Origin of the sequence: Luteimonas sp. S4-F44 (genome assembly GCF_022637415.1) — a bacterium.
Taxonomy (GTDB): domain Bacteria; phylum Pseudomonadota; class Gammaproteobacteria; order Xanthomonadales; family Xanthomonadaceae; genus Luteimonas.
Map to the genome: position 1 here is coordinate 3,482,053 of NZ_CP093340.1, position 12,669 is coordinate 3,494,721.

At 70.9% G+C, this 12,669-nt stretch carries 8 protein-coding genes; all 8 read left to right on the top strand.

Annotated features, from left to right (window positions below; genetic code table 11):
* The first annotated feature begins 40 nt into the window (after positions 1-40).
* The 8 genes from MNO14_RS15720 (at position 41) to MNO14_RS15755 (ending at position 12,552) form a co-directional block, all read left to right on the top strand.
* Positions 41-1,726, top strand: coding sequence for an electron transfer flavoprotein-ubiquinone oxidoreductase (locus MNO14_RS15720; RefSeq protein WP_241944614.1), 1,686 nt, complete (start codon positions 41-43; stop codon positions 1,724-1,726).
* A 130-nt stretch (positions 1,727-1,856) separates the two neighbouring features.
* The gene (locus tag MNO14_RS15725) at positions 1,857-2,372 is read left to right on the top strand and encodes a c-type cytochrome (RefSeq protein ID WP_241944615.1); all 516 of its coding nucleotides are present in this window, start codon (positions 1,857-1,859) and stop codon (positions 2,370-2,372) included.
* Between the two features lie 97 nt (positions 2,373-2,469).
* Positions 2,470-3,912 carry an ExeM/NucH family extracellular endonuclease gene (locus MNO14_RS15730; RefSeq protein WP_241944616.1) on the top strand — a complete coding sequence of 481 codons (1,443 nt, stop codon included), beginning with the start codon at positions 2,470-2,472 and terminating at the stop codon, positions 3,910-3,912.
* 25 nt (positions 3,913-3,937) lie between these two features.
* Positions 3,938-4,603, top strand: coding sequence for an alpha/beta fold hydrolase (locus MNO14_RS15735; RefSeq protein WP_241944617.1), 666 nt, complete (start codon positions 3,938-3,940; stop codon positions 4,601-4,603).
* Positions 4,604-4,652: 49 nt separating this feature from the next.
* Positions 4,653-5,846 carry a cell division protein ZapE gene (zapE, locus tag MNO14_RS15740; RefSeq protein WP_241944618.1) on the top strand — a complete coding sequence of 398 codons (1,194 nt, stop codon included), beginning with the start codon at positions 4,653-4,655 and terminating at the stop codon, positions 5,844-5,846.
* 185 nt (positions 5,847-6,031) lie between these two features.
* Positions 6,032-8,677: a TonB-dependent receptor gene (locus MNO14_RS15745; protein ID WP_343226402.1), complete on the top strand. Its 2,646-nt coding sequence runs from the start codon at positions 6,032-6,034 to the stop codon at positions 8,675-8,677.
* A 113-nt stretch (positions 8,678-8,790) separates the two neighbouring features.
* On the top strand, positions 8,791-11,400 hold the full coding sequence (locus tag MNO14_RS15750; RefSeq protein WP_241944620.1) for a M14 family zinc carboxypeptidase: 2,610 nt from the start codon (positions 8,791-8,793) through the stop codon (positions 11,398-11,400).
* A gap of 135 nt (positions 11,401-11,535) precedes the next feature.
* Complete coding sequence (locus tag MNO14_RS15755; RefSeq protein ID WP_241944621.1) at positions 11,536-12,552, top strand: LysR substrate-binding domain-containing protein; 1,017 nt, start codon at positions 11,536-11,538, stop codon at positions 12,550-12,552.
* The last annotated feature ends 117 nt before the right edge of the window (positions 12,553-12,669 follow it).

Genomic DNA, 12,669 nt, shown 5'->3' on the forward strand with positions numbered 1-12,669 from the left:
ACGGACGCTTCCATCACCCAGGCACCCGCCCAAGGCAACGATGACGACACCTCAGGAATTGCTGCAGACCCACGGCCCGCGCGAATCGATGGAGTACGACGTGGTCGTCGTCGGGGCCGGTCCCGGTGGACTGTCGACCGCGATCCGGCTCAAGCAGTTGGCCGCCGAGGCCGGGCGCGAGGTGTCGGTCTGCGTGCTGGAGAAAGGCTCCGAACCCGGCGCACACATTCTTTCGGGCGCGATCGTCGACCCGCGTGCACTGACCGAACTGATTCCCGACTGGCAGGCCAAGGGCGCGCCGCTGACACAGGCGGTCACGCGCGATGCGTTCCTGTTCCTGGACGAGACCGGCGCGAAGGCCACGCCGGATTTTCTGCTGCCCGACTGCTTCAAGAATCACGGTAATTACATCATCAGCCTCGGCGCGGTCACGCGCTGGTTGGCGACGCAGGCCGAAGGCCTGGGCGTGGAGATCTTCCCCGGCTTCGCTGCGGCCGAAGTGCTCTACACCGAAGACGGCGCAGTGCGCGGGGTGGCGACCGGCAACCTGGGCGTCGGCAAGGACGGTCAGCCGACCGCCGAGTTCCAGTTGGGCATGGAACTGCATGCCAAGTACACGATCTTCGCCGAAGGCTCGCGCGGGCAACTGGGTCGCGAGCTGATCGCGCGCTTCGCGCTCGACGACGGCCGCGACCCGCAGAGCTATGGCCTGGGCATCAAGGAGCTGTGGCAGGTCGACCCGGCCAAGCACGAGCCGGGCCTGGTGGTGCACACCGCCGGCTGGCCGTTGAGCGACGACACCTACGGCGGCTCGTTCGTCTATCACGCCGAGGACGGCAAGGTCGCGATCGGCTTGGTCGTCGGTCTGGACTACCGCAACCCGTGGCTGAGTCCATTCGAGGAATTCCAGCGCTTCAAGACGCACCCGGAGATCCGCAAGTACCTGGAGGGCGGCAAGCGCATCGGCTACGGCGCCCGCTCGATCACCGCCGGCGGCCTGCTGTCGATTCCGAAGCTGGTGTTCCCGGGCGGCGCATTCGTCGGCTGCGAGGCCGGCACGCTCAACGCCAGCCGGATCAAGGGCAGCCATGCGGCGATCAAGACCGGCATGCTGGCCGCCGAGGCTGCCTTCGCGGCGCTGGGCGAGGGCCGCGGCGGCGACGAACTGGCCGCCTACCCGGCCGCGTTCGAATCGAGCTGGCTGCATGCCGAACTTTCCCAGGCCAAGAACTTCAAGCAATGGTTCAAGAAGGGCCGCACGACCGCGACGCTGATGACCGGCGTCGAGCAGTGGTTGCTGCCCAAGCTCGGCATCCGTACGCCGCCTTGGACACTGCACCGCGACCGCCCAGACCATGCCTGCCTGGAACCGGCCGCGCAGCACACCAGAATCGCGTATCCCAAGCCCGACGGGGTGTTGACCTTCGACCGTCTGAGCTCGGTGTACCTGTCGAGCACCAACCATGACGAGGATCAGCCCGCGCATCTGACGCTCAAGGATCCGCGCGTGCCGGTGGACGTGAACCTGGCGACTTACGGCGGGCCGGAAGCGCGCTATTGCCCGGCGGCGGTCTACGAGTTCGTCGAAGGACCCGACGGCCCGCGCTTGCAGATCAACGCGCAGAACTGCGTGCACTGCAAGACCTGCGACATCAAGGACCCGACGCAGAACATCGTCTGGGTCGCCCCGCAAGGGGGCGGCGGTCCGAACTACGCGGGGATGTGAGGACACGGACGCGGCGCGCGTCGATGCTGCGCCGCCGCGACGGAACGCCGCAGGCATTTTCGCCGACCTGGCCGTATACTCGCCGACAGCTGTGGTCCGCGGACCATGTCGCCAAAGCCAAGGGTGCTTCGTGCGCAACTACGATCTCGAATTCCTCAAGCGCTTCTCGATGGTGCTGGTGTTTCTGACCATCGTCACACTGGGCCTGATCGCCGGCGCCTGGTTCCTGCAGCGTTCGGTGCCGACCGAAGTTCCGCCCAATGTCGCCCAGCGCACCGAGGCGCGCATCGCGCCGGTGGGCGCGGTCTACGCCGGCGCCACCGGTGCCGCCGCGCAGGCGGCCGCATCGGCTGCTGCGGCAGCAGCGGCGACTTCGCAGGCCGCCTACGGCGGCACGCTCGAAGGCTCGGTGATCTTCGAGAACCTGTGCGCGGGCTGCCACACCTCCGGCGCCGGCGGCGCGCCGACGCTCGACCACGCGCACTGGGATGCGCGCCTGGCCCAGGGCAAGGACACGCTGTACAAGCATTCGATTGAAGGCTTCACCGGCGCGGCCGGTGTGATGCCCGCGCGCGGCGGCAACCCGGCGCTGACCGACGAGCAGATGCATGCCGTCGTCGACTGGATGGTCGACAACCTGAAGTAAGCTGCGGCGCGCCGGCATGCCCGGTGCTGCCCGACGCTCGCGACGCCGCCTCCGGGCGGCGTCGTTGTTTTGGCCCCGCCCGCCTGGAGTCCCCGTGATGCGCTTGCGCTTCGCCCTGCCGCTCTGCCTGTTGCTCGCCGCCTGCCAGGCGGGCGGCCCTGTCCACGAGACCGTGCCCGGCCGCGCCGATGCGGCGACGCCCGCGCCGGTGACCCTGTCCGCCGCGCCGGCCGACTGGACGCCACTGGTGGGCCAGCGGGTCCGCATCGACGCACCGCTGACGGTCAGCGGCCAGCACCGACTGGCCCGCGACGGCACGCTGGTGGCGAGTTTCGACGGGCGTCTGTTCGCCCCGACCGAGATCGCCCGGCCCGGGCCCGACGCCGCGACCGTCGCCGCAGACAACCGCGCACGGCGCATCGTGCTCGACGACGGCCGCGACGATCTGCCCGAAGGCGGCATGCCGTGGTATCTGCCCGAACACGCGCGGGCATTGCGCACCGGCAGCGTGCTGACCGGCGTGGAAGGCATCGTGGAACGCAGCGACGAGGGCTGGCGGCTACGCGCGACCGCCAGGCCCACGGTGGCGCTGGCGCCACGCCCGGCAGCGCCGCAGGTGGGTGGCGACGTGCGCATCGCCGCCTTCAACCTGCAGAACCTGTTCAACGGCGACGGTCGCGGCGGCGGCTTTCCGACCGCGCGCGGCGCGAAGTCGCCCGAGGCGCTGGCGCGTCAGGTCGCCGGGCTGGTCGCGACGATCGCCGCGCTCGACGCCGACATCGCCGCGGTCATGGAACTGGAGAACGACGGCTACGACGCCGACGCGAGCATCGCCCAGCTGGTGGCCGCGCTCAATGCCGCCGGCCCCGCACGCGACTGGCGCTTCGTCGACGCCGGCCAGGGACCGGGCGACAACGCGATCCGGGTCGGCCTGCTCTATCGCGGCACGCGCGTGCGGCCGCAAGGGGCGCCGGCGATGCTCGAAGGCGGCCCGTTCGTCGCCCATAGCCGTGTCCCGCTCGCGCAAGCGTTCGTGCCGCTGCGCGACGGCCGCGATGCAGGGGCGACGTTCTCGGTCGTCGCGGTGCATCTGAAGTCGAAAGGCTGTCGCGACGCCGAGGGCGCGGATCGCGACCAGGGCGACGGCCAGGCGTGCTGGAACGCCACCCGGACCGAGTCCGCGCGCCGGCTGCTGGCATGGCTGGCGAGCGATCCCACCGGCAGCAGTGACCGGGTCGCTGTGGTCGGCGATTTCAACGCCTATGCGATGGAGGATCCGGTCCGCGCATTCGTCGACGCCGGCTGGCGCGACCCCTTCGATGCCGAGCCGGCGCAGACGCGCTACAGCTTCGTCTTCGATGCACAGTCCGGTCGTCTCGACCATCTGCTGCTGAGCCCGGCGCTGTCGACGCGCGTGCACGGCGCGGCGAAGTGGCACAACAATGCCGACGAGCCGGCACTGGACACGCCCGACGGCACGCCGTGGCGCAGTTCCGATCACGATCCCCTGGTCGTGGGCCTGCGCCTGCGCGGCGAGTGAACGCGCGGGCGTTTATCATCGCGGCATGATGTCCCCCACCTTTCCCACGCAATCGGGCCCGCTGACGCTGGCCGGTCCAGTCGGCGCGCTCGAGGCCGCCATTGATCTGCCCGAGGCCGACGTCCCCGCGCTGCCGCTGGTGGCGGTGGTCTGCCATCCGCTGCCCACCGAGGGCGGCACGATGCACAACAAGGTCGTGACGATGGTCGCGCGCTCGCTGCGCGAACTCGGCGCGACGACCCTGCGCTTCAATTTCCGCGGTACCGGTGCCTCCGAGGGTCAGTTCGACCGCGGCGACGGCGAGACCGACGACCTGACCGCCGTGGTCGAATGGGTGCGCCGGGAACGGCCCGGCGATGCCCTGTGGCTGGCCGGTTTCAGCTTCGGCGCCTACGTGTCGCTGCGTGCCAGCGCTGCCTTGAAGCCCGATCTGCTGATCTCGGTCGCTCCGCCCGCCGGCCGCTGGGATTTCGACCGCATCGTGCTGCCCGATTGCCCGTGGCTGGTGATCCAGGGCGAGTCCGATGAAATCGTCGATCCCGAGGCGGTCTACCGCTGGCTCGAAGAACGCGACGCCCAGGCCGAACTGGTGCGCATGCCCGACACCGGCCATTTTTTCCACCGCCGGATGATCGACTTGCGCGGCGTGGTCAAGAACGGCGTGCGCAGCTACCTGCCCCCAGCGCGATGAGCCCGGCCCGCCATGCCCGGCCCGGCGACGCACTGATGCGGGGCCGGCGATGAGCCTGCCGCCGCTGCCCTCCGAGCGTTACGCCGCGGGCGTCGCGCGCGGCGACTGGCAGCACGACCCGGCGCAGCAACCGGCGCTGGTCGAGCTCGACCGCTTGCATCGCGCGTTGCACACACCGCCACCGCGCCGAGGCCTGCTCGGCCGGCTGTTCGGCGGTGAGGGCCACAGCGACGACATCCCCGGGCTGTACCTGTGGGGCGGCGTGGGGCGCGGCAAGACCTTCATGATCGATCTGTTCCACGACGGCCTGGCGCTGCGGACGCTCAAGGGCGAGGCGCGCGCCGATGCGCCAGCGCCTGCCGCGCCGCGCGACCCCGAGCGCAGCCCCGAGCCCGATCCGCGGCTGGGCGGCAAGCGGCGCACGCACTTCCACCGCTTCATGCGCGAGGTGCATACCGCGCTGCGCGCGCATGCCGGCGAGCGCGATCCGCTGGCCGCGATCGTGCGCGGCTGGCGCGACGCCGGCCTGCGCGTGCTCGTGCTCGACGAGTTCTTCGTCAGCGACATCGGCGATGCGATGCTGCTGGCCCGGCTGCTCGAACGCATGGTCGCCGACGGCATTGTGCTGGTGACCAGTTCCAATGCCGCGCCCGGCGACCTGTACAAGGACGGCCTGCAGCGCGCGCGCTTCCTGCCGGCGATCGCCCTGATCGAGCGCCACTGCCACGTGGTCTACCTGGAGAGCGACACCGACTACCGCATGCGCGCGCTGACCCGCTCGCCGGTCTACCGCGCGCCGCTCGATGCAGGCGCCGATGCCTGGCTGGAGACGCGCTGGCGCGAGTTGGGCGGCGACGATGCGCATCGCGACGCCGGCATCGAGCTCGACGGCCGCCGCATCCCCGTGCGTGCGCGCTGCACCGGCATGGCCTGGTTCGACTTCGACGCGCTGTGCGACGGCCCGCGCGGCGCCAGCGACTACATCCAGATCGCGACCGAGTTCCACACCGTGCTGCTCGGCGGCATCCCGACGATGGACGGCCGCCGCGACGACGCCGCGCGCCGGTTCGTCACGCTGATCGACGAGCTCTACGACCGCAACGTCAATCTGGTGTGCACCGCCGATGCCGAACCGCCCCAGCTCTACGCCGGCGAGCGGCTGTCGGCGGCCTTCGAGCGCACCGCCTCGCGTCTGATCGAGATGCGCAGCGCCGAATACCTGCTGCGGGCGCATCGGGCGTAGTCGACGCAGCCGCGCGACGTCCGGCATCCCGCGCCGGAAACCTGCTCTCGCGTTGCCTGCGATCTGCAGGCCGGCATCGCGACGTCTGGATAGTCCAAAACGCCATATCGCCAGTCCGGATCACCATTTCTGTCCGTTTCGCGCGCATGGCCCACTGCCTGCCCCTCCATATTGCAGTGCAGCAGATGTCCAGTCCCGCGCGCCTCGCGTCCGCCCTCTTGGCGGCGCTGTCCCTCCCCACCCTCGCCGCCGCACGGGATACGGATGGTCATGCAGACGCAGGCGCGCGCACGCTGGGCACGGTGACCGTGACCGGCTCCCACATCCGCCGTGCGGACGCCGAAACGGCGAACCCGGTGCAGGTCATCGACCGGCAGGCGCTCGAGACCTCGGGCAAGGTCACCGTCGCCGACGTGCTGCGCTCGATCTCGGCCAACACCGGCAATGCCGCCAACGAGACCAGCAACAGTGGTTGGGCGTCGGGCTCGGCCGGCATCGGCCTGCGCGGCCTGTCGCAGAAGAACACGCTGGTGCTGCTCAACGGCCGCCGGCTGGCCAATTACGGCTTCCCGGCCGGCGGGCTGTCGGACACCTTCGTCAACCTCAATGCGCTGCCGCTGGTCGCGGTCGAACGCATCGAGGTGCTCAAGGACGGCGCCTCGGCCGTCTACGGATCAGACGCGGTCGCCGGCGTGGTCAACATCATCACCCGCCAGAACTTCCAGGGCCTGGAAGTGGGCGGCAGCCTGGGCACCTCCGATCAAGGCGGGCTGGACACGCAGCGTGCGCGGCTGGTCGGCGGCGTCGGCGACCTCGACACCGACGGCTACAACCTGCTCTTCAGCCTGGAGGCCTATGATCGCGACCGGCTCGACCAGGACCAGCGCGCGCTCACGCGCTCTGGCATCTACACCGACAAGCCCGGCGGCCGCTGGAACGGCTGGTCGGCCAAGGGCGCACGCTTCCTGGTCAACGGCGCGTCGGTGCCACTGCTCGATGCCGCGGGCCACTGCCCGCAGGGCATGGTGCTGACCGCGAGCGCGCCGATCGACGGGCTCGCCGGCGACACCTGCGCGATCAACCTCGCGCCCTACACGACGCTGATTCCCGCGACCGAGCGCTACCAGGGCTATGTCAACGGCACCGTTCGCCTGGGCGAGACCACCGAGGCGTTCGGCGAACTGGTGGTGAGCCGCATCCGCGGCGCGTCGCTGTTCGGCTCCAGCCCGTACTTCACGCTCGAGGGCGGGCGCTTCGCACTCAACGCGCAGACCGGGTTGGCCGAGCCGGTGTCCAACCTGCTGCCGGCCGGCAACCCCTACAACCCCTACGGCGTCGCCACGCCGATCGAGTACACGTTCTTCGACCTGGGCCAGTCGCTCAAGACCAACCGCTCGACCGCCTACCGGGTGCTGGGCGGCGTGCGCGGCCGGTTCTCCGACACCTGGGACTGGGAGGCCGCGGCGTTCGCGGCGCGCAGCAACGAGGAAGAAACCGTTGCCGGCGGCTTCGCCAACCGCTGGACGCTGGCGCAGGCCCTCGCCGACGGCAGCCTGAACCTGCATGCGCCGTCGACGACGCCGCAGGCCGTGCTCGACGCGATCGCGCTGAGCACGCTGCGGCCGGCCGACTCTCGGCTGACCGGCGTCGACTTCAAGGTCTCGGGCAGCCTGTTCGAGCTGCCGGCCGGCACCGTGGGCTTCGCGGCCGGCGCCGAGTGGCGCCACGAGTCGCTGGTCTCGCGCAACCCGTGGCAGATCGACGCCGGCCTGCAGGTGCGCCCGGCGATCGCCGCGGTCGACGGCGACCGTGATGTCGCCGCGGTCTACGCCGAGGTCAATGTGCCGGTGACCCCAACGCTGGAACTGCAACTGGCTGGACGCGGCGATCACTACAGCGACTTCGGCAGCGCGTTCTCGCCCAAGGCCGGACTGCGCTGGCAGCCGCTCGATGCGCTGCTGGTGCGGGCCTCGGCCTCGCGCGGCTTCCGCGCGCCATCGCTGTCGGAGAACTCGGCCTCAACCAGCATCGCCTACGGCTCGGTCGTCGATCCCTTCGATCCCGATGTCCCCGATTCGCGCCAGACCCCGACGTTCTTCACTGTCGGCAACACCGACCTCGATCCCGAACGCACGCGCAGCTACAACCTGGGCGTTGTCGTCTCGCCGTGGGCCGACACCAGCCTGAGCCTGGACTGGTACCGGGTGGAGCTCGACAACCTGGTGGGCACCGGCAACACCGCCACGATCGTGCAGACCAACGACCCGGCCGATGTCGTACGCGACGCACGCGGCAAGCTGGTGGCCGTCTACAACCGCTACCAGAACTTGAGCGAACTGCAGACTTCGGGCCTGGATGCCGAACTGCGCCAGCGCTGGCACACCGGCAATGCGGGCAGCTTCGGGCTGTCGAGTGTGTTCACCCACGTGCTCGCCTACAAGCGCCCGCAAACGATCGGCGGTCCGCTGGTCGACTACGCCGGCAGCAACCTCGGCCCGTCGCTGCCGCGCAATAAGGCGACGACGACGCTGGACTGGAAGATCGGCGATTTCGACACCGGCCTGACCTGGTACCGCATCGGCGGTTACGACCAGAAGGCCAGTGCCGCGGCAAGCGCCGCGCAGTCGCGGGTGGACGCCTATGACCAGTTCGATCTCTACCTCGCCTGGTCGGGCATCGAGAAGCTGACGCTCTACGCCAAGGTCGAGAACATCGCCGACGAAACGCCGCCGCACGACGCGTCCTTCCCCGGCATCCGCGCGCCCTACGATTTCAGCCAGTACGACTTGCGCGGGCGCTACTTCCAGGTGGGCTTCGACTACCGGTTCTGACCGGCCCGTCCGCCGCCGTCTCCTCGCACCCGATCCCCGCGCCCTCAGCGGCGCTTCTGCAACGACGCGCATCCGCGCGTTTGCGCAGGCGCCGCCTCTCACCGGATACGCCGATGCCCGACGCTCCTCTCTACCGCGCCTCCGGGCGCGGCCACCTGTTCCGCAGCGCGCCGATGCGGCTGCTGCTGGCCTTGCTCGCGCTGCTGCCGCTGGTCGCGATCGCGCAGAACGCTTATTACTTTCCCCAGGCCCAGGCCGCGGACTTCGACCCCGACGTGCCCACGCCCGAGCAGTTCCTTGGCTATCCGCTGGGGACCCACTACACGCGGCACGACCGCATCGTCGACTATTTCCGCGAACTGGCGCGCGTGTCCGACCGGATCACGCTGCAGCAGACCGGGCGCAGCTACGAGGAGCGCCCGCTGGTCACGGCCATCGTCACCTCGGCCGCCAACCACGGCCGGCTCGAGGCGCTGCGCGCCGCGCACGCCACCCAGCGCGATCCCGCGGCGGCCGTGCCCCCGCAATTGCCGGTCGTCGTCGGCCTGTACTACAGCGTGCACGGCAACGAGACCTCGAGCGGCGAGGCCGCGCTGCTGACCGCCTACTACCTGGCCGCGCACCGCGGCGCACAGACCACGCGCTGGCTCGACGAGGCGATCGTGCTGATCGACCCGGCACAGAACCCCGACGGCCGCGACCGCGCGGCGAACTGGCACAACGCGTGGAAGTCGAACCCGCCGGTCGCCGACCCGCTGGACAAGGAGCACGTCGAGCCGTTCCCGATGGGGCGCACCAACCACTACTTCACCGACCTCAACCGCGACTGGCTCGCGGTCACCCAGCGCGAGACCCGGCCCAAGATCGACCTGTTCCACCAGTGGACGCCGAACGTGCAGATCGACTTCCACGAAATGGGCGCCGGCAGCACGTACTACTTCGAGCCGTCGCCGTCGAGCATGCACAGCCCGCTGCTGCCGCAGGCCTCCTACGATTTCAACGTCACGCTGGCGCGCTACCATGCCCAGGGCCTCGATGCGCTCGGCTCGCTGTACTACACGAAGGAGAACTTCGACAACTTCTCGCCGGTCTACGGCTCGACCTATCCCGACTTCCACGGCGGGGTCGGCGTCACTGTCGAGCAGGGCAGTTCGCGCGGCCTGGTGCAGGACACCGCCGGCGGCCCGCTGGAATTCCGCTTCACGATTCGCAACCAGGTCGCGACCGGGCTGGCGACGGTGCGCGGCGCGGTCGCCGAGAAGCCTGGATTGCTGGCGCTGCAGAAAGACTTCTTCCGCTCGGCGCTCAGCCAGGGCCGGCGCCACGACGCGGCCGCGTTCGTATTCGGCGACGCGCACGACCCGTCGCTGACCCGGCGCCTGCTCGACCTGCTGCTGCTCCACCGCATCGAGGTCCATGCGCTGGCGCGCGAGACGACGATCGACGGCACCACGTTCTCGCCCGGAAGCGCCTACGTCGTGCCGTCGGCGCAGCCGCAGTTCCGGCTGGTGCATTCGATCTTCGAGACCACGCCCGAGGTGAAGGAGAGCGTCTACGGCAGCACCTCGTACGCGATCGCGCACGCCTATGGCATCGCATTCGCACGCGCGCGCCGCGCACCGGCATTGGGCGAGCGGGTGCAGGCGTTGCCGCCGGCCGAGGCCGGCATCGTCGGTGGCCAGGCGCGCTACGCCTACGCGATCGACTGGCGCGACCAGGCCGCACCGCGCGTGCTCGCCGCGCTGCTGGCACAGGACATCCGCGTGCGCAGCGCATTCCAGCCGTTCACCGCGCGCACCGCGGACGGCGAAATCGCGTTCTCCTACGGCACGCTGGTGGTGCCGGTCGCCGGCCAGACGCTGGCGGCCGAGGCGCTGCATGCGGCGGTCGATGCCGCCACGCGCGAGGCCGGGGTGCGCGCGCATGCGTTGTCGACCGGGCAGAGCGTGGCCGGCATCGACCTGGGCAGCGACAGCGTGCGTCCGCTGCGCAAGCCCAGGGTCGCGCTGGTCATGGGCCAGGGCGTCAACGCGACCGAGATCGGCTCGACCTGGTTCGCGCTGAGCGAGCAGTTGCGCTGGCCGGCGACCCGGCTCGACCCGACCCAGCTCGCGCGCGCGCCGCTGGGCAACTACACCAGCCTCGTGCTGGCCGGCGGCAACTACGAGGACTGGAGCGAGGCGACGGTCGAGGCGCTGCGCGGCTGGGTCCGTGCCGGCGGTTCGCTGGTGACCTTCGGCAGCGCCTCGCAGTGGGCGATCGATCACAAGCTCGCCGACGGCCTGGGCCAGGCCCCGGCCCGCGACGAGGACGACACCGCGCGCGCGGACTTCGGCGACCGCCGCGACCTGCTGGCCGAGGACCGCATCTCCGGCAACCTGGTCTCGGCCGATGCCGACATCAGCCATCCGCTGGCCTTCGGCGTGCCGCGCCGCGCGCTCTTCGTCAACAAGGAGAGCGCGGTGGTCCTGCCACCGGCGCGCGACCGCTTCTCCACGGTCGTGCGCATCGACGACGCGCCGTTGGTCAACGGCTATGTCTCGGTGCGCAACCGCGCCCGGCTCGGCGGCGCGCCGTGGGCGGTCGTCGCCGCGACCGGGCGCGGGAACGTCGTGCTGTTCGCCGACGACCCGGCGCACCGCAAGTACTGGCACGGCACCGAACGGCTGTTGCTCAACGCGTTGCTGCTGTCCGACCAGTTGGTGCCGGCCGGGCGTCGCTAGCCGCCGACGATGGCCGCGACCTGGCTGCGTCGCCGGATCGCGGCACACAGTGTTGTCGCCCGCGGGACATGCCGGTCGCGTCCGTGGGCGACCATGCGCTGCCACGACATTCCCGCCGTCGGCACGGGCCTGGCCATGACCCTCACCCAACTGCGCAGCTTCGTCGCCATCGTCGAATGCGGCCACAACATCACCCTGGCCGCCCGCCGCCTGCACGCGACGCAGTCGGGCCTGTCCAAACAGCTCGCGCAATTGGAGAACTCGCTCGGCTTCCTGCTGTTCACCCGCCGCCAGCGCGCGCTCGCCGCGCTGACCGACGAGGGCCGGCAGGTGCTCGCGCACGCCCGCCGCCTGCTGGCCGAGGCCGGCAACATCCAGGCGCTGGCCGACAACCTGCGCCGCGAGGCGCAGGGCCTGCTGCGCATCGCCACCACCCACACCCAGGCCCGCCACGCGCTGCCGCCGGCGCTGCAGGCGCTCAAAAACGACTGGCCCGAGGTCGCGGTGCACGTGGTGCCTGGGGGCGATGCCGAGTCGCTGCGGCTGCTGGCCGAACACCATGCCGACCTGGCGATCCTCAGCGGCACCGGCGCCCCACCGCCGGGCCTGGTGGCGATTCCGCTGTACCGGTGGGGCCGGCGGGTGCTGGTGCCGGCCGGCCACCCGCTGACGGCATTGCCGCGCCCGATCGGCCTGCGCGACCTGGCCGGCGTGCCGCTGGTGAGCTACGAATCGAGCCGGCAGCCCGCCTCGTCGCTGCAACGCGCGTTCGCCGCTGCCGACCTGCGCGCCGACCTCGCGGTGACCGCGCGCGACGGCGCGCTGATCCGGACCTACGTCCACGCCGGCCTGGGGGTCGGGATCGTCGACGAGATGGGCGCCGACCTCGACGACGGCCTGGTCGCGCCGCCGGTCGAGGACGGCCTGCTGCCCGAATGCATCACCTGGGTGCTGCTGCGCCGCGACCGGGTCCTGCGCGACTTCGGCTTCGCGTTGGTCCAGGCGCTGGCGCCGCATTACGCTGCGGTCGATCTGCGCCGACTGCTCGACCACGACCAGCCGCTGCCGATTCCGGCCCCCGACTGGCGCCGCTGGTCGCGTGCGACCGCCGCTGTCCAGCGCGCGCGGACGGCGGTCGCCGTAGCTGAATAGGCGTCTGGCGGGGTTGCCTGGCGCAGCCGGATCTGCATCGCCCCGCACCCGGCGGCCGCCCGAGGCCGCACGATTCCCGGCCTGACGCGGCTCCGGGTGCCCGCCCCACATTTAGCG